25 protein-coding genes are annotated in these 25,972 nt (G+C 35.3%); 5 read left to right on the top strand and 20 right to left on the bottom strand.

Annotated elements, in window-relative coordinates:
* Nucleotides 1–34 precede the first annotated feature (34 nt).
* The 7 genes from NKR20_RS08180 to NKR20_RS08150 all read right to left on the bottom strand — a co-directional run bounded on the left by NKR20_RS08180 (nucleotide 35) and on the right by NKR20_RS08150 (nucleotide 6,127).
* On the bottom strand, nucleotides 35–970 hold the full coding sequence (locus NKR20_RS08180; RefSeq protein ID WP_253425216.1) for an IS30 family transposase: 936 nt from the start codon (nucleotides 968–970) through the stop codon (nucleotides 35–37).
* A 162-nt stretch (nucleotides 971–1,132) separates the two neighbouring features.
* Nucleotides 1,133–2,833 carry a sensor domain-containing protein gene (locus tag NKR20_RS08175; RefSeq protein WP_253425212.1) on the bottom strand — a complete coding sequence of 567 codons (1,701 nt, stop codon included), beginning with the start codon at nucleotides 2,831–2,833 and terminating at the stop codon, nucleotides 1,133–1,135.
* A gap of 218 nt (nucleotides 2,834–3,051) precedes the next feature.
* Nucleotides 3,052–3,216: a transcriptional regulator gene (locus tag NKR20_RS08170; RefSeq protein WP_121215367.1), complete on the bottom strand. Its 165-nt coding sequence runs from the start codon at nucleotides 3,214–3,216 to the stop codon at nucleotides 3,052–3,054.
* 1 nt (nucleotide 3,217) lies between these two features.
* On the bottom strand, nucleotides 3,218–3,373 hold the full coding sequence (locus NKR20_RS08165; protein ID WP_121215368.1) for a transcriptional regulator: 156 nt from the start codon (nucleotides 3,371–3,373) through the stop codon (nucleotides 3,218–3,220).
* A gap of 579 nt (nucleotides 3,374–3,952) precedes the next feature.
* Nucleotides 3,953–4,381, bottom strand: a complete 429-nt coding sequence (locus NKR20_RS08160; protein WP_253425209.1) for a GatB/YqeY domain-containing protein — start codon at nucleotides 4,379–4,381, stop codon at nucleotides 3,953–3,955.
* A gap of 22 nt (nucleotides 4,382–4,403) precedes the next feature.
* Nucleotides 4,404–5,264: a patatin-like phospholipase family protein gene (locus NKR20_RS08155; RefSeq protein ID WP_121215370.1), complete on the bottom strand. Its 861-nt coding sequence runs from the start codon at nucleotides 5,262–5,264 to the stop codon at nucleotides 4,404–4,406.
* Between the two features lie 14 nt (nucleotides 5,265–5,278).
* Nucleotides 5,279–6,127, bottom strand: a complete 849-nt coding sequence (locus NKR20_RS08150; RefSeq protein ID WP_121215371.1) for a tyrosine-type recombinase/integrase — start codon at nucleotides 6,125–6,127, stop codon at nucleotides 5,279–5,281.
* Nucleotides 6,128–6,465: 338 nt separating this feature from the next.
* On the opposite strand from NKR20_RS08150, the gene NKR20_RS08145 reads away from it, so the two are divergent.
* Nucleotides 6,466–7,257 carry an enoyl-CoA hydratase/isomerase family protein gene (locus NKR20_RS08145; RefSeq protein ID WP_121215372.1) on the top strand — a complete coding sequence of 264 codons (792 nt, stop codon included), beginning with the start codon at nucleotides 6,466–6,468 and terminating at the stop codon, nucleotides 7,255–7,257.
* 53 nt (nucleotides 7,258–7,310) lie between these two features.
* Here the strand turns inward: NKR20_RS08145 and NKR20_RS08140 are convergent, their stop codons facing one another.
* Nucleotides 7,311–8,111 carry an ATP-binding protein gene (locus NKR20_RS08140; protein WP_121215832.1) on the bottom strand — a complete coding sequence of 267 codons (801 nt, stop codon included), beginning with the start codon at nucleotides 8,109–8,111 and terminating at the stop codon, nucleotides 7,311–7,313.
* 179 nt (nucleotides 8,112–8,290) lie between these two features.
* On the opposite strand from NKR20_RS08140, the gene NKR20_RS08135 reads away from it, so the two are divergent.
* On the top strand, nucleotides 8,291–9,454 hold the full coding sequence (locus NKR20_RS08135) for an aminotransferase class I/II-fold pyridoxal phosphate-dependent enzyme (RefSeq protein ID WP_253425206.1): 1,164 nt from the start codon (nucleotides 8,291–8,293) through the stop codon (nucleotides 9,452–9,454).
* Nucleotides 9,455–9,553: 99 nt separating this feature from the next.
* On the opposite strand, the gene NKR20_RS08130 is transcribed toward NKR20_RS08135, so the two are convergent.
* Nucleotides 9,554–10,777: an AI-2E family transporter gene (locus NKR20_RS08130; RefSeq protein ID WP_245987654.1), complete on the bottom strand. Its 1,224-nt coding sequence runs from the start codon at nucleotides 10,775–10,777 to the stop codon at nucleotides 9,554–9,556.
* A 70-nt stretch (nucleotides 10,778–10,847) separates the two neighbouring features.
* Complete coding sequence (locus tag NKR20_RS08125; RefSeq protein WP_121215830.1) at nucleotides 10,848–11,813, bottom strand: LCP family protein; 966 nt, start codon at nucleotides 11,811–11,813, stop codon at nucleotides 10,848–10,850.
* A 187-nt stretch (nucleotides 11,814–12,000) separates the two neighbouring features.
* On the opposite strand from NKR20_RS08125, the gene msrA reads away from it, so the two are divergent.
* On the top strand, nucleotides 12,001–12,516 hold the full coding sequence (gene msrA / locus NKR20_RS08120; RefSeq protein WP_253425203.1) for a peptide-methionine (S)-S-oxide reductase MsrA: 516 nt from the start codon (nucleotides 12,001–12,003) through the stop codon (nucleotides 12,514–12,516).
* A 231-nt stretch (nucleotides 12,517–12,747) separates the two neighbouring features.
* Here the strand turns inward: msrA and recQ are convergent, their stop codons facing one another.
* From recQ to NKR20_RS08080, 8 genes are all read right to left on the bottom strand, one after another.
* Nucleotides 12,748–14,505, bottom strand: coding sequence for a DNA helicase RecQ (gene recQ / locus NKR20_RS08115; RefSeq protein ID WP_253428091.1), 1,758 nt, complete (start codon nucleotides 14,503–14,505; stop codon nucleotides 12,748–12,750).
* 176 nt (nucleotides 14,506–14,681) lie between these two features.
* Nucleotides 14,682–15,539: a hydroxymethylglutaryl-CoA lyase gene (locus NKR20_RS08110; protein WP_253425200.1), complete on the bottom strand. Its 858-nt coding sequence runs from the start codon at nucleotides 15,537–15,539 to the stop codon at nucleotides 14,682–14,684.
* A gap of 99 nt (nucleotides 15,540–15,638) precedes the next feature.
* Nucleotides 15,639–16,619: a S1C family serine protease gene (locus NKR20_RS08105; RefSeq protein ID WP_253425197.1), complete on the bottom strand. Its 981-nt coding sequence runs from the start codon at nucleotides 16,617–16,619 to the stop codon at nucleotides 15,639–15,641.
* Between the two features lie 152 nt (nucleotides 16,620–16,771).
* The gene (locus NKR20_RS08100; protein ID WP_121215826.1) at nucleotides 16,772–17,986 is read right to left on the bottom strand and encodes an FAD-dependent monooxygenase; all 1,215 of its coding nucleotides are present in this window, start codon (nucleotides 17,984–17,986) and stop codon (nucleotides 16,772–16,774) included.
* 208 nt (nucleotides 17,987–18,194) lie between these two features.
* Complete coding sequence (locus tag NKR20_RS08095; RefSeq protein ID WP_121215825.1) at nucleotides 18,195–19,640, bottom strand: MFS transporter; 1,446 nt, start codon at nucleotides 19,638–19,640, stop codon at nucleotides 18,195–18,197.
* Nucleotides 19,641–19,705: 65 nt separating this feature from the next.
* Nucleotides 19,706–20,920 (bottom strand): FAD-dependent monooxygenase, encoded by a 1,215-nt coding sequence (locus tag NKR20_RS08090; RefSeq protein WP_121215824.1) that lies wholly within the window; start codon nucleotides 20,918–20,920, stop codon nucleotides 19,706–19,708.
* 3 nt (nucleotides 20,921–20,923) lie between these two features.
* On the bottom strand, nucleotides 20,924–21,331 hold the full coding sequence (locus NKR20_RS08085; RefSeq protein ID WP_253425193.1) for an acyl-CoA thioesterase: 408 nt from the start codon (nucleotides 21,329–21,331) through the stop codon (nucleotides 20,924–20,926).
* Between the two features lie 28 nt (nucleotides 21,332–21,359).
* Nucleotides 21,360–22,619, bottom strand: coding sequence for a phenylacetate--CoA ligase family protein (locus NKR20_RS08080; RefSeq protein WP_121215975.1), 1,260 nt, complete (start codon nucleotides 22,617–22,619; stop codon nucleotides 21,360–21,362).
* A 214-nt stretch (nucleotides 22,620–22,833) separates the two neighbouring features.
* Between NKR20_RS08080 and NKR20_RS08075 the strand changes: the two genes are divergently transcribed.
* Complete coding sequence (locus NKR20_RS08075; protein WP_253425190.1) at nucleotides 22,834–23,589, top strand: IclR family transcriptional regulator; 756 nt, start codon at nucleotides 22,834–22,836, stop codon at nucleotides 23,587–23,589.
* A 13-nt stretch (nucleotides 23,590–23,602) separates the two neighbouring features.
* Entirely contained in the window at nucleotides 23,603–24,382 is a 780-nt protein-coding gene (locus tag NKR20_RS08070; RefSeq protein WP_253425187.1) for an IclR family transcriptional regulator, read from the top strand.
* 123 nt (nucleotides 24,383–24,505) lie between these two features.
* Here the strand turns inward: NKR20_RS08070 and NKR20_RS08065 are convergent, their stop codons facing one another.
* Both NKR20_RS08065 and NKR20_RS08060 read right to left on the bottom strand, forming a co-directional pair.
* A complete protein-coding gene (locus NKR20_RS08065) occupies nucleotides 24,506–24,790 on the bottom strand; it encodes a RyR domain-containing protein (protein WP_121215978.1) in 285 nt (94 codons plus the stop codon).
* Nucleotides 24,791–24,940: 150 nt separating this feature from the next.
* Nucleotides 24,941–25,972 carry a DUF4145 domain-containing protein gene (locus NKR20_RS08060; RefSeq protein ID WP_121215979.1) on the bottom strand — a complete coding sequence of 344 codons (1,032 nt, stop codon included), beginning with the start codon at nucleotides 25,970–25,972 and terminating at the stop codon, nucleotides 24,941–24,943.

Here is a 25,972-nt window from a genome sequence, read left to right as displayed (position 1 = left end):
CCTGTCTGGCGCTTTTTTTATTTATGATACTTTGTCAAATTAAGTGCAACAGTTCTTCCTGAAACGCCTCGTATGCAGTTTTCCAACCAAGACATTTTCTTGGTCGATTGTTGATAAGTTTAAGTGCTTGTTCCATCTCTTTTTCCGTTACGTGATCAAAGTTTGTTTTCTTTGGGAAGAACTCACGTAAAAGACCATTCGCATTTTCGTTACTGCCACGTTGCCATGATGAATAAGCGTCCGCGAAATAAACTTGGATATTTAAGTCTTTTTCGAGTACGTTGTAACAGCTAAATTCTTTTCCGCGGTCAGTCGTAGCCGTTAATATTGAGCCATTTGGTAGTTCTTGATATAACCATTTAACGGCTGCCTCCATTGCTTGAGCAGAACGGTTTGGAATAAGTACAGCTTTATACCAGCGAGTTTTGCGTTCAATAAAGGTAGCGACACAGCCCTTTGCTTGGCCACGTCCAGAAACAACAGTATCCAGTTCCCAATGACCGAATGTTTCACGTTTACGTACATACTTAGGGCGTTTGGAGATTGGTGTACCAATATTGAATCGACCTCTTGTTTCACGCGGTTTTTGGCGTTTCCCTTTTTGACGAAGTGTGGAAAGAGGCACCTCTAATAAACCGTTGTAAATCCAACGATAGATACTTTTAAAACTTAGCTTTCCTGGATATAAGCGTCCGACAATCTGTTCAGGTGACCAAGTTTCGCCCAATTTTTTCTGAACAACTTCTTTTAACTTAGGTGTTAGTTTAGACTTAGCTCCACACTTCGATTTATTACTATGATATCGAGCTTGAGCCTCTTCAGGAGAACAATTTAGATGTCGTCGTAACTCTCTTGAAATTGTAGATGGACTTCTCTTGAGAAATTCTGCAATTTGTCGAATAGAATAACCTAACTCAAAGTAAGTTTCTATTTTTGAACGTTCAGATATGGTAAGATGAGTATAGCTCATAACGATTCCTCCTTTGATGTTTGTGTGGTAACTAACATTTTATACGAGGTCGTTGTGGGCTTCTTCTATTTTGACTTACAGGTGTTGCACTTAATATTACAATCCGTCTTATAGAAACAAAAAACAGGAACAACTCCTTCCATGAGTGTCCCTGTTACTTTCTTATCTACTTAGTTTAGCTGTAATTTCTTCAACGCTAATTGGTTTGCTGAAATAATATCCTTGTACGTATTCACAATTATATTTTCTCAATATTTCAAGTTCTTTCGCCGTTTCAACGCCTTCTGCAACCACTTTTAAGTTCAATGCATGCGCCAACGAAATAATCGCCGCAACCATAGCAATCCCTGACTCTCCTTCATTCATATTTACAATAAAGGAGCGGTCAATTTTTAATACATCAATAGGAAATTCTTTTAAATACCCTAATGAACTATAACCTGTACCAAAATCATCAATTGCTACAGTTAATCCTAATTCTTTCATTTCCGTTATTTTATTTATGAGATCATTATTATAATCCATCATGCTCATTTCTGTAATTTCAATCTCTAGGTTGTGTGGATCTACTTTTGTTTCTTCGATAATTGAAACGAGTCGAGAAATAAAATTCACTTCCTGAAAATGAATAGGTGAAATATTGATAGCTACTCGTAAATCCAAATTAAATTGTTCTTTCCACTGTTTAATTTGCAATGAAGCTTTTCTTAGAACCCATTCACCAATGTCGCAGATTAAGCCACAGTCTTCGGCGAATGGAATAAATTGATTTGGCGGAATATTCCCTAATTCTGGGTCCTTCCATCTAAGGAGCGCTTCCATACCAACCATTTCTTCCGTTTGTACATCTATTTTAGGCTGATACACTAATTCTAATATATCTTTTTTTATTGCATGATGTAGCTTTGACTCCAGCAGTAAAGCGCGGTCGTTCATCCCGTTCATATTCTCTTTAAAAACTTGGTATTGATTGCCACGTTTATTTTTTGCTGCATACATTGCCATATCAGCACTTACTAATAAATCATCCACCGTTAAACCATGGTCTGGATATATACTAATTCCTATACAAATACTTGAGTAAAATTCATAATTATTGAAGCTAAATGGCTTTTTAAACTTTTGCATGAATTTCTCAGCGTAATAATGAATTTGATCAGTATCTTCTAATAAAAATACAAATTCATCTCCGTTTAAACGATAAAACGAATTACCAGTTGTATCTAATTTTTTTAAACGATCAGCAACTTCAATTAAAAACATATCCCCTACATTATGTCCTAATGCATCATTGATGTTCCGGAATCGATTAATATCAATAAAAAATAAAGCAAATTTTTTATTATTGTTTATACTTTTGCTTATTTGTTCATTTAATCTTCTCGAAAGGTTACGTCGATTTGGCAATCCTGTTAAATCATCATGATTAGCAAAGTGACTTAAAATTGTGATATTTTTTTGTGCAGTAATATCTGATCGGATAGAAATATATTGATAAGGTTTACCCTTCTCATTTAAAAAAGGCACTATTGTAGTCTTTACCCAATATAAGGAACCATCCTTTGCCTTGTTGCAAATTTCACCATGCCATGTTTGTCCACTACCAATAGTCTTCCACATCTCTTTAAAAAAGGAACGAGAATGGAAACCAGAATTTAAGATATTGTGATTTTTTCCAATGAGTTCTTCTCTAGTATATTTTGAGATTTCACAAAATAAGTCATTGACTGCAGTAATATTACCTTTTTGATCAGTTACTGCTAAAATGGCTGATTCATCGAGGGCTGCTTTTATATCTTTCAGTTCATCATATGTATGTTCCATAAATGCTGTCTTTGTTGAAGAATGAATGTCGTTAGTCATCGTTTTCCTCCACTCATCTATTACAATCCATTATCTCAAATACCTAGAGTATATTTTTTATACATTTGTTGAAATATGTCTTGTGTTTGTCGAATAAACCAATATAGCTATTTTATCATCATTTTCAAATTTTTGTAGGTTTATTAACATTCTGCCAAAAAAAATACTAACTTGTTTCTACGGACAAGTTAGTATTTCAAGTAATTTGATTGACTCGATTAATTTTCAATATCTCGACCTCTCTTCTTTTGGGCACGCTCATTGTAAGCATCAAGCTGTTCTTGAGATAAATTTAAAATGTAATAATGGAAATTTACTGGTTCTAAACCATATTGTTGGCAAGCATGTTTGTAATATTCATATCCGATTCTATAGTCAGTCATTTTACATTCTTCCTTTCATTTCTTGAGCTTGTTGATTATATTGATCAAGTTGCTCTTCCGATAGTTGTTGTACGTAATAATAAAAATTGATTGGTTCAAGCCCAAAATCCAAACATTTTGAAACATAATACTCATAGCCTTCTCGATAAATTGACATATAACATCTCTCCTTTGTAATATTGTACTATAACAGTTCGTTTTTCTTTTTATTAATATAGTACAGAGTTTTTTTCTTGTCAACAATTTTTCTGAAAAAATTGAAAAGATTGAAACTTCGCTGCAGAAAAGGAAGCTGGGACAAAAGAAATCAATATTTCTATTAAATGAAAAATGTTGATTTTTTGATGTGTGGAAAGTTGATTTCCATTCCGTGTGGACGCTTTCCGCGGGCATGGCCTCAACTAATTTTTGCCGACTATGGCCGGCAAAAATGGATTTTCGGCTCAGTGCTCCTGTCGCTTACGCTTTCGTCGCAAATAAATTTGCTATTCCCGCAGGAAGCTTTGCATCTGACGCTATCGCTTTCGATGCAGAATACAATTTGCTCTGTAGCGAAAGGCGAATGCCGTCAGCTACACTCTGCCACACTCCATTCCAATCAACTTTTTAAATAGCAGATTTTCAAAACTTTTATTTCTAAATAAATTTAAAAACCCACTTTTGTCCCAATCTCTTCAAAACACACAAAAAAGCAGATGCACGTCTTGACGCACATCTACTCTTTATGTTCTTCAAATTACGAAATTAAAGATTTCACCACTTTTGACATTGTAGCACCATCTGCTTTACCAGCTAATAATGGTTTTGCAATTTTCATGGCTTCACCCATGTTCATTCCTTTTGTTACCCCAGCTTCGGTTAAATCCGCAACGATTTCTTCTTCTGATAATTGTTTTGGAAGGAAGCCTTTTAGAATTGCCAGTTTGTTTTCTTCTTTTTCAATTAAATCTTCGCGATTTGCTTGTTTTGCACCGTCTAATGCTTGATTCGTTTGTTTAATTTCACGGTTTACAATTGCGATTTCCTCTTCTTCAGTTAATTGAGCTCCTTTTTCCTTCTCTTCTTTATCTAAAGCCGACTTTAATAAAGTAAGAACACCCTTCGCCAGTGCATCTTTTTCTTTCATTGCAGTCTTTAATTGCGCAAATACTTTTTCTTTTAACATATTTCGCTACTCCTTTTATTTATTAATTGTTTATAAACTGTACTAATTGAGCAAGTTTTTCGTTGCCTAGTTTATAGCCCATTTCATACCCTTGACGCAAGTTTAGCACATTTTTTTCCATACTGTTTAATGGAAATTCTGGTCTGAAAATCATGGCTTTACCCTCTTGCTCTAACTTTTCACAGAATTCTACCGTTTGATTATACTTATCAGCCCTAACTGCCATTTGTTCAACTAGTTTTGGATATTTCTTTCGTAATAAACGCATCACCCATTTACTTTGACGGTCCAAATGCTTTCTGTATCCATGTGGTCTAGTTAAAATAATGACATGCTTTTTATACCCATCTTCAATCGCTTTTTTAATAGGAATTGGATCCGCTAATCCTCCATCGAAATAAGGTGTGTCATTCATTTTTATTTCTGGGAATAGCACTGGAATTGCACAAGTTGCTCTTAACATCGTACACTTTTTATCCATTTCTAATGCATTCATATATTCAATGTTGCCAGTTATTGCGTTTGTAACACCAAATAACACAGTTCCCTCATGCTTTTTATACGTATCCCAATCGAATAAATCCAGTTGGTTTGGTACAATATCATAAGCAAACTCTAATCCAAATAGACTCTTTTCTTTTATAAAATTACGAAATCCCATATAACGTTTATCATTTCGGTAATCTGCTAATACACGATAGGTACGTTCCTTTTGTCTCGAAACGTACGAACAAGCATTAATTGCCCCAGCTGAAATACCTACAATATAAGGCATCATAAGATTATGATCTAAAAATGCATCTAAAATTCCGGCTGTATAAATAGTACGGAAAGTGCCACCTTCTAAAATTAAACTACAATTTGTTGGATTCAAGCTACTCATAATCTCTCCCGTTTTTAAGAAAATCTTCTTAATCGTTCTTGTAATACACTATTTCTAGCATATCCAAACTGTTTATATACTTCAATATCTGAAGTTTTTAATACTTCTTCATGAATGGTTGAATACCTGATCGTTGTTGCGGTTACTTTTTTGCCTAGTTGTTTTGAAACGAATTGAAAAATGCGTTCAATCGTTTTTTCGGTAATAGGATGGTTTCTTCTATTCCCAACCCCTAGCCAAATAAAGTCTACCCCAACACTTTCGGGGAATAAATTCTCAGTTTCCTTTTTATAAAAAGCTAACCAATCTAACATAGTGCTTGAAATATCCAATTTTCTAGCTTTCTTTCTTGTAATGATAGAAATATTACGATTTTGAATATGTGACCACTTCATTTTCACTACTTCTGCTGGTTTTAGACTTAGTTCTGCTACTAACCTTACAATACAAAAATTCCTTAATGCAATCCATTTGAATTCTTCATCCTCGGTAGTGGAATGAACATCAAACCAAACACGTAATACTTTTCTTAGTTCGTCCGATGGCAACATCGCAATTTTATTTTCATTAGCTTTTAGAGGTTTTAGTTCATCTACAGGAACTACTCGTATTAAATTACGCATATGCAAAAAATTTAGGAAGTTTTTTAATGAAGAGATTTTTCGATTAACAGATGTAATGGATTCATATTTTTCGAGAAGGTATGCAATATAATCTTTAACTAACTTTGTACAATCTGAATTCAAACTTATATTTTTTTCAGCTAAAAACTTTAAAAATTGTTCACTATCAATACAATACTGCTTGATAGTATGGGGTGATTTGTTTAATGATTCAAGATAAGCTTGGTAAAAATTAATCAATTGTCAACCCTCACTTCTCTTATTTAATTTTGCGTGAATGGATTTTGTTACACTGTTGATGTTGTTCGTTGTAGTAATTAATTCCATTATATAAAAGTGTCGGATAATATGCAAAATATTACCTATCAGAATTTTACGTGAAATGGATTTGAATTGCTTTTTAATGAGGTGCATTGATTAATTTTTGTAATTTTAAGTGTCGGATAATCTGTTGGTACTATAAAAGATGTGAAATTTGCCTAACCTTTGTCATAATTTTCTTAAATATTCGCAATTTAGTAGGAGGAAAAGTTATTCTAGTATATAATGTGTGAAACAAACTAAGGGGGATGTTTTGCATGCAAGTTCGTACTACGCGCCTTGAAGAAGAGGAAGCAAAAATTATTTTACAAGAAACTGCTGGATTAGCGATTATTACCATTCATCGACCACAATTAAAAAATGCATTAACTGCAAATATGTGGGATCAATTGGCTAAAATTGCGTTACAGACTCTTGAAAATCCTAAAAATAAAGTGTTGTTATTACGCGGATCTGGTGAAAATTTTACAGCTGGATCGGATATTAAAGAATTTAATTCTATCTCACTAGAGAAAGCTGAAGAAGCTTTTGTGCATATGGAAAAAACGATTTCAACAATTGAAAATTTACCAATACCAGTAATCGGTGTTATTAATGGGCCAGCAATGGGGGCTGGTCTTGAGTTGGCTCTAGCTTGTGATATTCGAATCGGTTCTGAAAAAGCTCGTATGGGGATACCTGTAGGAAAACTTGGTATTACGTTAAATAATAAATTCGCCAAACGCCTAGTTGACTTAGTAGGACCAGCCGCAACAAAGGACTTTGTTTTTACAGGCCGAATGTATAAAGCCGAAGAAGCCTATAAAGCTGGAATGTTAAACTATTTAGTGGCTGAGAAAGATTTAAATAAATTTGCCATCCGTATGGGGAAATTAGTAGCAGGTATGTCCCCTGCTTCATTACTTGCGGTTAAACGTTCTGTAAAAGAATGTTTAGATTCTTCACCAGTATTATGGAAATCCTCTACTCCTTTTGTAGACGCGAATGATTTTCCAGAAGGTGTCCGCGCATTTGTAGAAAAACGCCAACCACAATTTACACGAAAATAAAAAATTTAAGGTGACTCAATGCGTAATTGTAGTCACCTTTTTTGTGAAAGCAATTATAGAACTCCTTTAATGGAAATCTTTATTATTGGTTCAAACTCAAAGTGTATATTAAATTCATCACAGATGAGTTTTTGAACTCCGCGCATTTTGTCCGCTACATCATAATTTATTGGTGCTTTTAAATAAACCACCAAATCAACAATTGGATAATATTGCTTCATGCTAAAATTCAACACATCGACTTTTGAAATTAACTCAACTTGTTCAACAGTACGTTTCAACAATTGCATATAAACATTTTTTGATATTTCAACAGTTTCTTGATGAAAATCTGGTTGAACTATCGTTGTTTCACCTAGTTTCACACGATTTTTCGATATGATTTCAAATCCACGTTGAATGAACCGTTTAAAAAAATTTTGTTCAACCTGTTTATAAGGAATTGGCATGACGTGTTTTCCCTGTGTACCCCTTACAAACTTAGCCAATTGAATTTCCCGCATAGAACGAACATCTTCAATATAATGAAAATGATCAATTCCGCCTAGATTTAATTGATTGGCAATTTGTTTCGTCATTTTATCGGAAGTGCCGATAATTAATAGAGATTGAATATCATGTTCTTGAATTGCTTCAGCTACTTCATTTCGATGTTCCTCATCATGAAAAATTGCACGACGAACTGCGGTGATTGTGTTTTTTTCAAACTTTGCAGAAGTACCTGCTTTTTTCTCTCCATTAACAACTAATATTCCATCATCGATTATTGCTTCAATACCATGCTCGTGGGCAAATTGAATTGCACTTGTACTCTTTCCTGTTCCACTTGGGCCACTTAACGAATGAACAATCATATTTCCACTCCAACATACATTTTCTTTAGTTTAATCGAAATGATAATGTATTTCTATAATTGTATAATAAAACACAGTTCATAATCTTTTATTTCTCATTTTAGAAAAGATTGAGAATATTTGAAACTAGTATGTTAAAATGTGATTTATATTTGTATGTATATAAGGAGTGTTTCACCTTGAAGATTGTCCCATCTAAGAAAATGTCGCTATTTGAACCAGCGATGTTTGGTCAACTAAAGAAATTTGCAAAAGAGCAACAAGCTAAAGGAATGGAGCTTATAGATTTAAGTCTTGGAAGTCCTGATTTACCTCCCCACGAAATGTTAAGAAATCATCTATCAGAGCAAAGTAAACTTGAAACTTCATATGGATATACATTAACCGGAATTAAAGAATTTAATGAAGCAGTTAGTAGATATTATAAACGTTGTAACCAAGTTGAGTTAGATCCTGAAACAGAAGTATTATTAACAATCGGTTCACAAGAAGGCCTTGTTCATTTACCTTCTGCTTTTTGTGATCCAGAAGACATTGTGTTAACAACGAATCCTGGTTATGTTGCCTATGATGCAGGAATTAAATTTGCAGGTGCTAAGAGCTTTTTTATTCCTTTAGATATTGAAAATGGCTATTTACCAGACTTAAAAGCAATCCCAGAAGATGTGGCTGAAAAGGCAAAATTACTTATTCTAAATATGCCAGGTAATCCAGTACCTATGGAACCATCTATTGAATATTTTACAGAAGTTATTGCATTTGCAAAAAAATATAATATTCTCGTAGTACATGATGCTGCTTATTCTGAATTTTATTTCACTGGTGATGGTCCAATTAGTTTCCTTGCAACGCCTGGAGCTAAAGAAGTCGGAATTGAAATTAATTCCCTTTCTAAAAGTTTCAGCCTAGCTGGTACACGTGTTGCCTATATTGTTGGAAATCCAGAGATGATAAGCATTATGAAACAATTAAAATCGAACTTAGATTTTGGTATTTTTGAACCGATTCAATCAACAGCTGCCCTTGCATTAGATCATGCAGAAGAAATTACTGCCCCATTACGTAAAACTTTTGCAGAGCGTCATAAAACACTAATGAACGGGCTAAAAGCATTAGGTTGGGAAGTTGCTCCATCAAACGGTGGTATGTTTGTGTGGGCAAAATATCCATATTCATTAGATAGCGTTTCTTTTGCATTTAAGTTAATTGAACAAACTGGCGTTATGACCGTACCAGGAACAACTTTTGGTAGTGACGGCGAAGGATATGTGCGTTTAGCACTTGTACAACCAGTAGACGTGTTGGAAAAAGCCCTTGAACGTTTAAAGAATTTATCTATATAATTTGATCACATACAAAAAAACTGGTAGAGAAGCTAATTCCCTGCCAGTTTTTTTAAATTGTATTAAATTTTCAGAATTGTTTGTGTACCGGGTACAAGATTAAATTTCATATTTATTTGCTGGGTCTGTTTCAAATCGGTTGTAGCGTCTTTTCACTAATGCATACAAGTGAGAAACGATTACTTTTAATAAAGCGTACCCTGGAATACCTAAAATAACGCCGGCTACTCCAAATAATGACCCTGCCGTTAATAATACGAAAATGATTGTGATTGGGTGTATGGATAATGATTTCCCCATAATATTTGGTGTTATAAATTTCCCTTCTACTAATTGAACAATCGTCCAAACGATGATTAATTTAATTAGCATGAATGGTGAATTTACAATGGCAATCACGACTGCTGGCGTAATCGCTATCGCAGGTCCTAAGTATGGTACAACACTTGTAATCATGGCCAAGAACCCAAGTAATAGTGCATAATCAAGACCGATAATTAAAAAGCCAATTGTCATCATTGCACCAATACAAATGGAAACTAAAATTTGTCCTTGTATGTAAGAACTAACTTGCTTATCCATCTCTTTCATAACTTGTCCAACTTCATTTCGCATTCTTGGTGGGAAAATACGTAAGATAAACTTCGGCATTTTTTCCCCTTCGTACAGCAAGTAAAACAAAATGAACGGAACAGTTACAAGCGATAATAAAATCCCCGTTAATGTTGAAACAAATCCTGTAATACCTGATGCAACAGTTGTAGCAATATTAGAAAACGTATCTTTCACCGTTGAAACAAGATCAGTTGTTATATCTGTTAATACTGCGTCATAATCAAAATTCAACTTCATAAACAGTTCGTTAAATTTTGAATTGTTTAAATATGTCACGATACTTTCAATCAATGACATAAAGTAAACAGGAAACTCCTGAACTAAATTCATAAATTGGTCTCGTAAAAATGGATACACCAATAAAGATACCAATGTAATTAATGCTGCCACAATAATATACAAAATTAAAATTGTTATTCCTCGAGGTACCTTCCCTTTCCCTTTTTCTGCAAGGCGAATAAAAGGTCTTAAAAGGTAATAGCCGATAATTGCTAATACCCCTGGTAAAATGACTACCTCAAATAACACTTGAATTGGATAAAAAATAAATGAAACTTTTTCAAAGATGAAAATGACTAACCCGAGCAACACTAATGATATAAGTGAAAATAATAGATTCTTTCCACCTAGAAAGCGTATAAACCTTGTAGAAAAAAATGCTGATTTTTCACTTGGCACTCGATCACCGAACCCTTTTTCTCTTTCCAATGGACCACCCCGTCGAACAGAAATTATACTTATTTATATTTTATCATGGAAATTGGATTTTTCTAATAGATTACTCTTCTTCTAATTGAAGGAATTCATGGAGTTGTTGCTTATTAGCTTCTACATCAATTTCCAACACTTCTCCAGCATGACTATATTTTGCCGTTGTATAAGTTCCATCCACAGGTATTCTGAACTTTTCAATTTCCATATTTCCACCTGCTACCACACCAAGAACTGTTTTTAATTCCTCGTTTGTTGATAAATCAGAAGTGATATACCCTTGGGCTGCTCCCACAAGTTTTGGTAAATTAGGTATATTGCTTGGTGATAATAACTCATCCTTTAATGCTTCTATTACTTTTTGTTGACGTTCCACACGACCAAAATCACTTTTAGCATCATAACGGAAACGAGCATATCCTAATAATTCTTTTCCGTTTAATTTTTGAACGCCTTGTTTTAAGCTCACTCCAATATTTGCAGACATATCTCTATCTACATCAATCTCTATGCCATTTGGAGCTAAAATATCAATTAAAGACTCAAAACTTTTAAAATCAATAATGGCGTAATGGTGAATAGGAACCTCAAACATATTATTTAATGTATCTTTTAATAATTGCACTCCGCCTAGGTAATATGCAGTGTTTAATTTATAAGATTCATAGCCTGGGATATCAGCGTAAATATCTCGCATAAAGGAAACGAGTTTCAATGATTTCTTTTCTTTATTCCAAGATAATACCATCATCGTATCGGATCGGGATTGTTCTTCTCCCCTTGTGTCAATACCGATAATTAAATAATTTGTTATTTTTTCTGTTTTTTCATCTGCTACAAATTCGATTTCCTCTTCTTTTATTGGTTGTTCTGATTTTTTCGCTAGTTTAAGGCCGCTGCGATATTGAACAAACGAAAATGTAGTAGCACCTACAATAAGCACAAATAGAATAAGAAAGATAATTCTTCTTTTCCGCATTTTCCTTTTTTTCGTTCTTTTTTGACGTGTTACTAAGTTCTGATCCTCTTTCATATAATTCTCCTTTTGATCCACTGCAACTACGAGACGTTTGAAATTTAAAAAAAGTTCCAATTTACCATTATTATACTACCAATGTAGGACTCATTGCTTGTAAGAACTATCATCGACACCGTTTTATTTGTTGGTTGTTTTCTATTATGCTACAATACTATTTATTTTAAACATTGGAGGCGTAAATATGGAAAAAGCAACCTTTGCCGGTGGATGTTTCTGGTGTATGGTAAAACCATTTGTTGAATGGGATGGTATACATAAAGTAACATCAGGATATATGGGTGGACATGTAGAATTTCCTTCTTATGAACAAGTGAAAAAAGGAGATACTGGCCATTTAGAAGTTGTCCAAATCGAATTCGACTCAAATGTTTTTCCTTATGACAAACTATTAGAAATTTATTGGATGCAAATCGATCCAACTGATGCTGGTGGGCAGTTCCATGATCGAGGTGAGTCCTATAAAACTGCCATTTTCTATCATTCAGAAGAACAAAGAGTGGTGGCGGAAAAATCAAAAAAGCAATTAGCGGAAAGTGGCCGTTTTAAAAAGCCGATTGTGACAGAAATTTTGCCAGCAAGTACGTTTTATGTTGCAGAAGATTATCATCAAGATTATTACAAAAAAGAACCGGAACATTATCAAGAAGATCGTGATAAATCCGGTCGGGATGAGTTTATTAATCGTCATTGGAAATAGATTAAAAGGGGACGTCCAAAAAGTAATAATTTTTTGGACACCTCTTTTCTTTCTTGATAAATATCTCTTATGAATTATTGTTCCTGCGGTGGTTGTCACCATCCTCGTCACAGTTAAAATGTTCCTGCGGTGGTTGTCACCATCCTCGTCGCAATTTATCTGTGACGAAAGCGGTAGCGTCAGTTACAAAGGAGTTGTCTCAAAATGACTTTTCAGACAACTCCTTTACTTTTATACAAATTCTTTTATGATAGTAATAAATTGCTCTCCATATCTCTCCAATTTATTTTGCCCTACTCCACTTACTTCTAAAAATTCTTCTTCGTTCTTTGGCATTTTTTCGCACATGTCACGTAATGTTTTATCGGAGAATACAACGAATGGTGGAACTCCTTCAAGCTCTGAGATTTGTTTTCGTTTGATTCGTAGCTGTTCAAATAATGGATCATTTTGATTTACCACCACAGCTTTTTCTACAATTGTACGTCGGAGTACCCGTCTTTTTCCTAATAAAACTTCTTTTCCCTCAGGTGATACATAGATTGTTGGGTATTGCCCTGCTTTTACTAACAGTAAACGTTCGGAAATAAGGAAATCTATGAAATTTGCAACGGCTTTGGCAGATAAGTGTTTTAATATGCCATAAGTCGTTAAATGTTGGAATGCCTCCACCTTTTTATTACGTGCTCCTGCTAACACTTGAGAAGTTAATGTTTTGCCGTAATTTTGACCCATGCGCACAACACAAGATAACACTTTTTGCGCATCTTCAGTTACATCTTGTTTCGGTCGTTCATCCGCGCAATTTCCACATTTCCCACAGTCTTGAATTTCTTGCTCACCAAAATAGTTGACCATATAACTTTGTAAGCAATTCTCTGTATGACAATAGTCAATCATTTGCTGCAATTTTTGAAGCTCAATTGGAATTCGAGTTGGATCTTGAGATTGATCAATCAAAAATCGGTGGGTTTGTTCATCAGAAGAACTATAAAGTAAAATACATTCACTTTCTACACCGTCACGCCCTGCTCTACCCGCCTCCTGATAATAACTTTCGATATTACGAGGCATTTGGTAATGAAGTACAAACCTCACATTTGTTTTATTTATGCCCATACCAAATGCATTTGTAGCAACCATCACTTGTGCTTCATCATTTAAAAAGCGATTTTGTTCGTAGTTACGGTCCTCTTCAAACATTCCTCCATGATATTTCGCAGCAGTAATTCCCTTTTGAAGAAGCATCGCATGTATAGATTCCACCGATTTTCTCGTTGCTGCATAAATAATTCCAGCTTCTTGCGGGTTGTTACTTATATATTTCTTTATAAATTGATCTTTATTTTCACCAACTAGCACTTTGAAAGAAAGATTTTCTCGATTAAATCCTGAAATAAAGACACTTTCAGAATCAATTTGTAATAGATGACATATATCTTCACGAACATTTGGTGTAGCGGTAGCTGTTAAGGCTATGACTGTTGGTTTGTGTGGCCATAAAGAAAATATTTTTTGAATGGAGCGATAGCTTGGCCTAAAATCGTGCCCCCATTGAGAAATACAATGGGCTTCATCAATAGCGATCAATGATACCTTTAATTGCTTTAAATCTTGGCAAAAGGAATCATTTTCTAATCGTTCTGGGGCAATATAAAGAAGTTTTGTTCTCTGACTGTAAACATGGTTCATTACCTCATTTACTTCCTGAAATGTTAATGAACTATTAATAAAGTCAGCCGGTATGCCATTTGATCGAAGCATGTCCACTTGATCTTTCATTAAGGAGATTAACGGTGAAACGACAATGGTTAAACCATCAAGGGCAAGTGCAGGGATTTGATAACATAATGACTTCCCTCCACCTGTTGGCATCACACATAACGTGTCTCTACCATTAAGAACATTTTCAATAACCTGCTTTTGAACCATTCGAAACGAATCGTATCCGAAATAATCTTTTAAAAGTTGTTCTGCATATTGCAATATTGCATCCCTCACAATGGATTGTAGTAAACGAACAAAATTCTTTTTTGCTCGAAAAAGCCCTATAATTAAGAAGCAGTGAGAGATGAAGTTCCCCCACTGCTTGAAGTTACATTTTATTATACTATGAATTTTTAAAACTGTTAAATCTAATTAGTTTACATAATAATATTATGGAGTCATTTGTTGAGTAACTCTTTCGCAAAAATCGCTGCTTCGTTCATGGCATTAACATCAATTCCGGTTGCGATATTCATTTCATGGAACAGTTTTACTAATCCTTCTGTCGATACATTCCCTGTAGCTCCTGGAGAAAATGGACAGCCTCCTAATCCTGCAATGGAGCTATCAAATTTTGTAATACCTGCTTGAATGGCTGCTACTACATTGGCATAGGCAAATTGATTTGTATCATGGAAATGAGCGACAAATATCGTTTCAGGGAAATCTACTTTTAACTGGCCAAACCGTTCATAAACAATTCGCGGGTTAGCTTGACCATTTGTATCCCCAATAGAAATTTCATCTGCACCTGTTTCAACAAAATGACGGACTACACGCTCTACTTGCTCATAGGATACATTACCTTCATAAGGACAGCTAAACCCCATGGAAACATAGGCACGAATTTTCATTTGACATGCTTTTGCTTTTTTAAATACTAAACTACACTCATCTAACGAATCACTAATTGAGGAACGAATATTCTTTTGATTAAAGGTTTCTGTAGCTCCTACAAAAACGGCAATTTGAGGCACTTTACATTCAATTGCCCGTGAAAGTGCCTTTAGATTCGGTGTAAGGGCGATAAAATCGATTCCTAATTCATTACTATACGTTGCAAGCTCAACAGCATCCGCCATTTGTGGAACTGCTTTTGGATGGACAAAAGAAGCCGTTTCAATTCGACTTACACCCATTTTTGATAACTTTCGAACTAACTCTTTCTTTTTTTCTGTAGGGACAAAAACAGCTTCATTTTGTAAACCATCCCGCGGCCCCACTTCAATGATTTCTACTTCTTTTGGAAAAATCATTACAGACCCCCTTTTACATAATGAGGTACGAATAAATAAAGATATCAATTATTAATATTTAACTTTATATCATTCTATGACTTAATGATTTTGCCAGTTTTAGTTTTGCTCTTGAATAGTAAACGAAATGACTTTCCACTCTTTATTCAATAAGATACATTTTACAATTTCCGAGACTGTTCTTTCTTCACCTTTATTATTTATCGTTGTTTCGAGCTCCACTACATATTGATAGTCTACGGCATTAACAGATTTAACTTCAGAAGTTGTTAAATGCAGTTTTGAAATGTCCTCTTCTACAACTTTTACTAAATGTTTTTTTAAGTCATCCGAACCAATGTAGTCATTAATTATTTCAGACTCCCCTGTGTGAAAGTAAGTGTTTAATGCTTCATGGAAATTATCAATAAATATTAATAATTCATCTGAGTTATAGGAAAAACTTGCTCTTTCTGTAGTATGCATTCTGTTGATTGCATCCTTCTGCACTTTAGGAAAATCTTTGAAAAAGGCTACAAGTTCTGCACGCTCTTTATAAGAGATGGGCTTTTTCTTCGCATTTGCTATGGCCTCTTTTATCACCTTGGCTTCAACTAACTCTTCTTGAAACTTTCCGTCTTTCTGAATTACAGATACTATTCCTTGGAGACGCTTTTCATCATCCAGTTGAGCTTTACTGATTTCATTTTCATTTCGCTCAACCGATTTATCAGACAATGAGTAAGGGGTAATTTTCGCAGAGTTATTAATATATAAAATTGCAATGTTATGTTCCTTATCAATACCTATTACATCTGCTTCTATTTCTTTCCCCTCGGATGTGACGATAATTGCGTTGGGATGACCGGATACACTACTTGCTACAGTCACAATCCATTTCTTTCGATTTTTCGAATCAACGACATACCCATTTGCTACACCACTATAGCCATGAACCATCACATTTGCCGATCCTATATTTTCATTAGCTTCTTCTTTTGCTATTTCCTTATTGTTATCTTCATAGGCATTATAAACAGATTGATCTTTACAGCCTACCAGTAACAGGAATAATAGTATGAAAATGGGCAATTTCTTCATTTGTACACCTCTAATTAGACGTTTTCAATAAGTCTAAAAATAGCACACTTCTACATAACACGTAAACATAGGTAAAATTTCCTCTTCTAAAAATATGCGGTTTTCAATAATAAAAAGGAAGGCATCTCATACCTTCCTTTCTAATAAAACTCTTAATATTTCGTTGATAATTTTGGTGGGCCTGAACGTGGACCAAATGGACCTTCATCTAACCATTTTCCAAGTGCCGGAATGTGTGGCGCTAGGAACGCTGCTACTTCACGTTTCATTTTAATTTCTTCGTTAGTACCTTGAATATGTTCAAGGGCTAAGTTCGAACATTCACGGTTCCATAATCCCGCTGATAGTCGCTCATCTGCAGCCGCTTGGATTGCCGCACGACGTTCTTCTGGGTTTGACTCTACTTGTAATGCTTTTGCAATTCCTTGTACAGCTACTGTCGCATCTGGTACACCTGAGTTTAGTCCACGTGCCCCAAATGGTGCAAATAGGTGTGCAGCTTCACCAGCAAGAATGACGCGGTTATGGTCATCTGTATAGCGGTCTGCCACAACTTGGTAGAACGTATACGTTGAAATCCATGTGATGCGGTCTGCATATTTTGGATCCATTACTTTTGGTAACCATTCACGAACACCTTCTTCGGAACCATACCATTCGCGATCGTCTTCATCGAATAATTGAAGGTCAATTCGCCAGCCACCTGCAAATGGTACGTGCATTACATTACGTCCACCTGCATCAGGATGTTGATAATGGAAAATACGCTCGATTGGTAATGGATTTTCTTGGTCTTCCTCAACATCCACTACGATAAATGCATCTGATTTACGTGGTCCTTCGAATTTAATACCAACTGATTGACGAACAACAGAACGAGCACCATCTGCACCAATCACATATTTAGCAGACCATTTGTTATTCTCTGTTTCTACTGTGACACCTTCTTCAGTAGAAATGACATTCGTTACAGGCTCTTCCCAAACGAACTCAACACCAGCTTCTAAACATCTTCTATACATCGCTTTTTCAATTTCATGTTGATGTAAGCTAGAAAACGCTGGTAATGTATTAGGCTTTGGTGGCTCGTAAACTCGTTTATACACTTCATCCCCTCGATAGAAGGAACGTTTAACTGGCCAAACTACCCCAATCTCTGCTAATTCCATACCTAAACCTGGTGAAACTTCTTCGAGTAATTGCAATGTTGCCTTATGGATATAAATCGCACGACTTCCCGCGCGTTCACGGCCTTCCTTTTCTGCTTCTAAAATCGTGGCCTTAATCCCTCTACTATGTAATGCAAGAGCTGCGGTCATACCAACTGGACCAGCACCGATTACTAATACTTCTCTTTCTGTACTCATCATTTAACCTCCAATTCGATTTCGTTGTTTGAAAATTAATAATTATTAATCTATTAAGTATGTTAAAGTGAATGTTTGATTTTGAAAACGCTGGCATTCTGCTATATGGAACTAACGAATTCTAAAATTTAGAAATCTTCTACGTAACTCGTAGATACATACAAAATCCCGCACAAATAAAAGAGTGCGGGATATCTATTATTAATTATTAAGCTGTTACTGTTTCTGTAGATTTCACCTTTTTACGAGCCTTTGTCGAAATTAAAATAATACAAATACAACTTGCCGCTACTAGCCCACCGTCTAATAATAGAGGCGCACTCCAGCTTTCTGTTTTATCACGTAACACCCCAGAAATAACAGGTGATAATAATGCTCCGAATTCAGCAATTAAATTCCATAAACCAAATGCCGAACCGCGATGCTCAGCTGGGGCTAAGTCTGAAATAAATGCATGCTGTATTGACTGTACTGCGAAGAATAAAATACCTGAAATAAATAAAATTGACGACATAATGATTAGACTTGTTGCACCACTCATTAAATAAATAGCGAAAACAAATACAGATGCAGCAAACGCCACTGTTAAAACAAATAATGTATTTCGACGGCCATTTTCATATTGTGCTACTTTATCTGAAATATAGCCACCAAGAGGGAACCCAATTAATCCTGCAATCGCATTGAATGAAGCTACAAGTGCAGCAGTTGTTAAAGTACCCCCACCGAAATCCTTAACAATCGATACAGACCAGAAGCTATAGAACCATAAATGCCACATAATTGGTATGGCAGATAGGTATAGTAAGAATAAATTGCGATTTTTTAGAACTGGTCGTACTTCTTTCTTGGTTTTGTAAATATAAACAACAAATCCGATAGAGAAAACTGTAAAAATAGCTGCCATTAACCCTTCAGATAAACCTAAAGAGTCTGTCACTATGTAAACAGCCATAATAATCACTAAAAATACGAGAGAATATCCACCTAATCCCTTAACCGAATTTTTAAATCCATTTGGCTTTGACTTCACATCTGCTGATTTTGGAATAACTTTCATCATCACGATAGCTACTAAGATTGTTGAAGCTCCCAATAATAGGAAAGGTGATTTCCATGCGTCATTTCCTAAATACGGAACCGCCCATTCAATTAAATAAATTGTTCCTACTAACCCAAGTGTTAAACCTACAGATAGTCCACCCATTACAATCCCCATGCCAAGGCCAAGTTTTTTAGGTGGCGTCACTTGAGCTATTAACGAACGGTCATTTGAGTAAAATGCACCTTCTCCAAGACCAGTTAAAACGCGTAATGCAATAAATACTAGTAATCCTTCAAATAATCCAGTGAAAATCGTAGTAATTCCTGCCCATAAAATACTTAGGATGACCATATTACGATGACCATATTTGTCACCAAAGTATCCTCCAGGGAATTGAGTTAACATGTAACCTGCAAAGAATAAACTACCTAATAATCCACCTAACGCATAAGGATTGGACGCATCAGCTAAAAATGCAACATCATTAGCAATCATCCATGACACTACAGGACCAGTAATTGTTCGATCAAAATAAGCAAAAACCCATCCTACAAATAACATACCCCAAATTCTTTTATACGGTTGTTCTACTTCATTTGTTTGAACCATAAACTTTCCCCCTTAGAACTGAACATGAAGGGAAGGCTCACCCCTTCCTTCCCTTCACTAACCTATTAATATTTAGTTGATAATTTTGGTGGGCCTGAACGTGGACCAAATGGACCTTCATCTAACCATTTCCCAAGTGCTGGAATGTGTGGTGCAAGGAATGCGGCTACTTCACGTTTCATTTTTATTTCTTCATTTGTTCCTTGAATATGTTCAAGGGCTAAGTTCGAACATTCACGGTTCCATAATCCCGCTGATAGTCGCTCATCTGCTGCCGCTTGAATTGCCGCACGACGTTCTTCTGGGTTTGATTCTACTTGTAGTGCTTTTGCAATTCCTTGTACAGCTACTGTCGCATCCGGTACACCTGAGTTTAGTCCACGTGCCCCAAATGGTGCAAATAGGTGTGCAGCTTCACCAGCCAGAATGACGCGGTTATTGTCATCTGTATAGCGGTCTGCCACTACTTGGTAGAACGTATACGTTGAAATCCATGTGATGCGATCTGCATATTTTGGATCCATTACTTTTGGTAACCATTCACGAACACCTTCTTCGGAACCATACCATTCGCGATCGTCTTCATCGAATAATTGAAGGTCAATTCGCCATCCACCTGCAAATGGTACGTGCATGACATTACGTCCACCTGCATCAGGATGTTGATAGTGGAAAATACGCTCGATTGGTAATGGATTTTCTTGGTCTTCCTCTACATCCACTACGATAAATGCATCTGATTTACGTGGTCCTTCGAATTTAATACCAACTGATTGACGAACAACAGAACGAGCACCATCTGCACCAATCACATATTTAGCAGACCATTTATTGTTCTCAGTTTCTACTGTGACACCTTCTTCAGTAGAAATGACATTCGTTACAGGCTCTTCCCAAACGAACTCAACACCAGCTTCTAAACATCTTCTATACATCGCTTTTTCAATTTCATGCTGATGTAAGCTAGAAAACGCTGGTAATGTATTAGGTTTTGGTGGCTCGTAAACTCGTTTATACACTTCATCCCCTCGATAGAAGGAACGTTTAACTGGCCAAACAACACCAATCTCTGCTAATTCCATACCTAAGCCTGGTGAAACTTCTTCAAGTAATTGCAATGTTGCCTTATGGATATAAATCGCACGACTTCCCGCGCGTTCACGGCCTTCCTTTTCTGCTTCTAAAATCGTGGCCTTAATTCCTTTACTATGTAATGCAAGAGCTGCGGTCATACCAACTGGACCAGCACCGATTACTAATACTTCTCTTTCAGTACTCATACTTTAACCCCCTATTAAATGTTTTTGCATTTGTTCTTTTATTTCATCTGGTATTGGCTGTGACTTTGGTAGCCCTCCTTCAAGTGAAACCCAAGCGCGAACCTCATAACCTTCTGCTAAAACTGTCTCCCCATCTTTAAAACAATGAACAAGCTTAAATACTTTTTCGCGAATATATTCAACCTTTGTCGTTAACACAATTTCATGGTTAAAGAAACCTGGTGATTTAAACACACAATGTGCTTCTAATAATGGAGTGGCCAATTTTTCTTTCATTAGTTGATCAGTTGGGCACCCTAAGTTATTAAAAAACTCATGGGTCGCCTCATCCATCCAACGATAATAGTTCGGATAAAACACAATACCAGCTGCATCTGTATCTCCAAATCTAATTTTAAAACGATAATCCATTTATTCAGCTCCTCTTCTAGATGCTTTACTACCGTTGATCAACAACACGTTTTGCCTTCATTTCAAAGCGAGGTAACGAATTATCCTCTACACGCTCTACATCGATTCGTAAACCAATTCGTTCACGTAACAATGCTGAAAGAGTTGTAACCGCTTTCTCAGGACCTTCAATTTGTAATTTAATTTGGTGCATTTCATGTTCAATATAGTAAATGATACGGAATTCTTTAATTTCATTTACTTCACGAACAACCGCCTCTATTGATGAAGGGTAAATGTTGACTCCACGAATTACAACCATGTCATCTGTACGGCCAACGATTCCTCCAGGAAGGAACTGATAATGATTACCACATGAGCATGTTTCCTTTTGATAAATAACTGCATCACCCGTACGATAACGAATCATCGGATAACCAAAGCGCCCTAAGTTTGTAAGTACTAATTCCCCTTGTTCACCTGGTTGAACATGTTCCAATGTTTCTGGGTTAATAACCTCCATAATGAATTCACTTTCGTTTACATGAATCCCCTTTTGTTCCTTACAAGAGAAACCATAAGCGCCCATCTCAGTCATTCCGATATGATCGTAAAGTTTTGCACCCCATAAATTTTCGATTTGCGCACGAGTCGATGGAACTGATCCACCTGGTTCGCCTGCCGTAATAATCGTACGAATGCTTGAGTTTTTAATATCTAAACCTAACTTTTCTGCAACTTCCGCCAAATGCAATGCATAGCTTGGTGTACATAAAAGTACGGTCGCATTATTGCCTAACATACTTTTCAGACGCTCTTCAGAAGACATTGACCCACCTGGAATAGCCAAAGCTCCTAATTTACGAATTCCTTCATGTGCTGCCCAAAAACCAATAAATGGTCCAAATGAAAAGGCTAAGTAACAACTATCCGATTTGGTAACGCCTGAACTTTTTAATACCTCAGTCCAGCAACTTGCCCACCAATCCCAGCTTTGTTGAGTATCTAAAACTTTCAATGGTCTTCCAGTTGTTCCTGAAGTTTGATGGTAACGAATATAGCTTTCATTCGGATAAGAGTGATTACGTCCTAATGGCGCATAATCAATTTGATCTTGAGCTAGCTCTTTCTTTGTTGTAAAAGGAAGACGTTTTAAATCTTCAAAATCTTTAATCGGTAAATGAACACCTTGTAATTTTTCTTTATAAAATTCATTAAAATTTGATATAAAAACTAGTAGTTGATTTAATCGTTGGAATTGATATTGTCGCAATCCAACTTCTGTTTCATAAACATGATGAACTGTCATAGTATACCTCCCAAATAAATAATTTTCTTTTTTTAGAAAATTTCTAATTATTAATCTTAAAACTATGGTAATGTTATTAATAGATTTTGAAAAGGCTTTTATTCTGCTATATGGAACGAATTACTTAATTTTGGATTTATCAATTTTTATTATTTATGTATCTAATTCTACGATTGTTATTTCAGAATATTTTTAAATAGGAGAGAACTGTTATATGACACGTACAAAAAATAGTTCATTAACAAACGCACTACGCATTTTAAAAAGCTTTTCAGTAGATGATATTGAATTAACCCTAGATGACATTGCAGAACAATTTGCTATTTCAAAAAGCACAGCATGTCGATTAGTTCAAACCTTAGAAAGCGAAGGATTTATTACTCAAAATACTCGATATAATACATACGCCCTTGGATCATCAATCCTTTCGCTTTCTAACACTTTGCTAGAACAATTTTATTCATTAAAAGACATGACTAGTTTTTTAAAAAATTTAACGAAAGTCACTGGTGAATCATCACATATTGCAGTTTTACAAGGAAACGAAGTCATCTATTTGAAAAAAGAGGATAATGAACACCGCGTTCAATTACGTTCACATATCGGTCGACGTAACCCAGCACATTGCACCGCTTCTGGTCTTGCGCTTTTGGGCTATTTAAGTGATGAAGAGATTGAAATGCTCTATAAAGATGGATTTCATCAAGAAACTGCATATTCAATTTCATCGATTACTCAATTAAACAAGCGTTTAGAAGAAGGACGAAAACAGGGGTATTTTATCAGTGATAAAGAAATGGTTGAGAATGTCCTTTCTATTGGAGCACCACTTTTTAATAAGGATGGTGAAGTTTTTGCTTCCATTAGTGTTGCAGGACTACGCCAACGAATGCGCCCTCAAATGAAGAAAATAATCGACCAGGTTATTAAAACAAGCATCGAAATTTCAGATTTCATCAAACAATCATAAGGAGTCATCGATTATGAAACATGCACTAGATGAAAAATATTTTGTTCAATCTGTTAAAAATGCTTTAAGAATTTTAAAATTGTTTACACCAAAAACACCACTGCTTTCTGTTACAGAAATCGCCACAATAATAAATCTTCCAAAATCAACGGTTCACCGAATATTGAAAGAACTGGTTGCAGAAGGATTTTTAATACAAGATGAACAAAAATCAAAATACAAACTAGGTTTTTCTGTACTTGCGTTAGGTGGTGTTGTACAAAGTCATAAAGAATTATATTTAGATGCGGAACCGCTCTTAAAAGAATTTGCAAATCATTTTAATTTACCTGTACACATTTGTGTGATGGAACAATTGCATGTTGTCTATTTAATGAGGGAATTAGGAGAAATACCAAGAAAGCTCGTTACAAAAATCGGACGCCGAAATGATTTACACTGTACGGCAGAGGGGCTAGCAATACTTGCATTTAAAAGTAAAAAGATGATTGATTACGTATTGAGTCAACCATTAACAAAATATACGCCACACACATTAACGGATGTGGAGGCATTAAACGAAGAGATGGTAAAGATACGAAGAAAGAAAATAGCCATTGCAAAGGATACGTTTTTTGTTGGCTATACCAGCTATGCCGCGCCCATTCAAGATTATTCAGGAGAAGTCGTTTCATCTATTGCAGTTATCGCGGAAAATAAAACGATTAACGATTCTCCTATACAGAAAGAGATGATTGCGGAAATTCAGAGGTTGGCAAAAGAGATATCAGAAATGTTGGGGTATTATGAGTGACAGACAAATCTCTTAAAAAGCAAAGTAGATTCTAATTTATGTTTTACACTTTGGAGTACAAAAAATTACCCATCTAAGTTCGATGGGTAATTTTGAAAAGACACGACTAATATTTTAGTTGAATTACTTTTTTTCTATTTTATAACCTAGTGCCAAAATTGCTTTTAACGATTGTAGTGCAGTCTCACGGTCATAGTCTTTTTCCCTATCTGATAGTTCATGGTACGGAACTAGACCTGGATGAAGCTTTTTATCATCATCTCGTTTTTCCCCAACTTGCCACCCATCTTTCATTCGTTCTTGTGCCCATACATCATGTATATGCTCCGCTAGTAACTCAGTTAATTCTAATATTTCAGGTGATAATTCAACCTGTGAAGTATCAATTGGTTTCGGTGAATAGGCCATCAAATCGCTCCTTTGTCTAAAAACATAAAATTAGTTCATTTATCAATAATGGTGTAATTGTTAGAAATAGTAGATTTATTTCTTTACTCTATCATAAAATGGTGAAAATTACCTTAGTTACTCTATGGAGAATTGTGTATTCGCCTCACTTTAGATTTCCCCACTAGCTGGAGATAGTTGAAGCTGATACGCTAAGAGTATTTTCTTTAATATAATTAATAATATTTTTAAATCATCTAATGTTAAAGTATCTGATCCATATATTGGGTTCGAGCGATGAATGGATGTGTTGCCATATGCTTTAATTTGATAGAGACATTGTAAAAAAAACGGATCCAGATTGCCTTCTTTTTTTAATGTAGACAAATTCACATTGAAGGATACATTTGTATTTCCAGTCATTTTTTCACATAGAGATTCTGCTAATTTTCGACCAAATGCTGCGACAACTTCAGGACTGATTAACTCTCGATTTAACGCATTTTGCAATGGTACTAAGGTATCTTGATAAACAGCCTCATCCTTTGGGAAACTGTAGATTAAGGCAAGAAGATAAATTCTTAGCTTACTTACCTGTTCATCAATTGTAGCATTAACGACACTCCTCCCTAATGTCTGCTCAATCGCATCGTTCCATTTATTTTGATCTCCTTTTTCATAAACATAGTAACGAATGGTATTTGTATATTTAGAAGTCTTTAACCATTTCACTGCATGTTGAATTAAGATAGCAGCTGCTTCATTGTGGATATGACTAATGCCCTTTCTTAATAACACTGGTAATGAAATCGTTGAAAAGCGGTAACCAGAAACTTCCAAAGAAACAAGTGCAGAGAATAGACCTTTAATTAACTTCTCATATAATTCTTTAGAAATCGGTTCTCCTTCTCTTAATCTAGAATGGAGAATTAATATTCTGATAGAAGTATCAGAGGATGATTCAATTAAATTTACGGAACCACCATTTTCTAGAAAAAAAATGGTGCGCTCTTTGGCATTAGCTAAATGGAATTGTTCTTTTACTATTTGAGAAAAATCTCCAATAATGTTCCCATTCATATCTTCATATGTATTTACAACAATTAAATCTCCATCATCCCGTAACAGATTTCCTTTAATTAGAATAAAGGACTTATCACCACGATTTGATTCAATGATTACTCTATTAATCATTTCATTCAT

Origin of the sequence: Ureibacillus endophyticus (assembly GCF_024159215.1) — a bacterium.
GTDB lineage: Bacteria > Bacillota > Bacilli > Bacillales_A > Planococcaceae > Ureibacillus > Ureibacillus endophyticus.
This window is presented reverse-complemented; position numbering and strand designations above follow the sequence as displayed.

Bases quoted from the DNA above. Each gene is read 5' to 3' on its own strand.
- NKR20_RS08180 (WP_253425216.1), bottom strand. From the start codon at position 970: ATGAGCTATACTCATCTTACCATATCTGAACGTTCAAAAATAGAAACT.
- NKR20_RS08175 (WP_253425212.1), bottom strand. From the start codon at position 2,833: ATGACTAACGACATTCATTCTTCAACAAAGACAGCATTTATGGAACAT.
- NKR20_RS08170 (WP_121215367.1), bottom strand. From the start codon at position 3,216: ATGACTGACTATAGAATCGGATATGAATATTACAAACATGCTTGCCAA.
- NKR20_RS08165 (WP_121215368.1), bottom strand. From the start codon at position 3,373: ATGTCAATTTATCGAGAAGGCTATGAGTATTATGTTTCAAAATGTTTG.
- NKR20_RS08160 (WP_253425209.1), bottom strand. From the start codon at position 4,381: ATGTTAAAAGAAAAAGTATTTGCGCAATTAAAGACTGCAATGAAAGAA.
- NKR20_RS08155 (WP_121215370.1), bottom strand. From the start codon at position 5,264: ATGAGTAGCTTGAATCCAACAAATTGTAGTTTAATTTTAGAAGGTGGC.
- NKR20_RS08145 (WP_121215372.1), top strand. From the start codon at position 6,466: ATGCAAGTTCGTACTACGCGCCTTGAAGAAGAGGAAGCAAAAATTATT.
- NKR20_RS08140 (WP_121215832.1), bottom strand. From the start codon at position 8,111: ATGATTGTTCATTCGTTAAGTGGCCCAAGTGGAACAGGAAAGAGTACA.
- NKR20_RS08125 (WP_121215830.1), bottom strand. From the start codon at position 11,813: ATGAAAGAGGATCAGAACTTAGTAACACGTCAAAAAAGAACGAAAAAA.
- msrA (WP_253425203.1), top strand. From the start codon at position 12,001: ATGGAAAAAGCAACCTTTGCCGGTGGATGTTTCTGGTGTATGGTAAAA.
- NKR20_RS08110 (WP_253425200.1), bottom strand. From the start codon at position 15,539: ATGATTTTTCCAAAAGAAGTAGAAATCATTGAAGTGGGGCCGCGGGAT.
- NKR20_RS08105 (WP_253425197.1), bottom strand. From the start codon at position 16,619: ATGAAGAAATTGCCCATTTTCATACTATTATTCCTGTTACTGGTAGGC.
- NKR20_RS08100 (WP_121215826.1), bottom strand. From the start codon at position 17,986: ATGAGTACAGAAAGAGAAGTATTAGTAATCGGTGCTGGTCCAGTTGGT.
- NKR20_RS08095 (WP_121215825.1), bottom strand. From the start codon at position 19,640: ATGGTTCAAACAAATGAAGTAGAACAACCGTATAAAAGAATTTGGGGT.
- NKR20_RS08090 (WP_121215824.1), bottom strand. From the start codon at position 20,920: ATGAGTACTGAAAGAGAAGTATTAGTAATCGGTGCTGGTCCAGTTGGT.
- NKR20_RS08085 (WP_253425193.1), bottom strand. From the start codon at position 21,331: ATGGATTATCGTTTTAAAATTAGATTTGGAGATACAGATGCAGCTGGT.
- NKR20_RS08080 (WP_121215975.1), bottom strand. From the start codon at position 22,619: ATGACAGTTCATCATGTTTATGAAACAGAAGTTGGATTGCGACAATAT.
- NKR20_RS08075 (WP_253425190.1), top strand. From the start codon at position 22,834: ATGACACGTACAAAAAATAGTTCATTAACAAACGCACTACGCATTTTA.
- NKR20_RS08070 (WP_253425187.1), top strand. From the start codon at position 23,603: ATGAAACATGCACTAGATGAAAAATATTTTGTTCAATCTGTTAAAAAT.
- NKR20_RS08065 (WP_121215978.1), bottom strand. From the start codon at position 24,790: ATGGCCTATTCACCGAAACCAATTGATACTTCACAGGTTGAATTATCA.
- NKR20_RS08060 (WP_121215979.1), bottom strand. From the start codon at position 25,972: ATGAATGAAATGATTAATAGAGTAATCATTGAATCAAATCGTGGTGAT.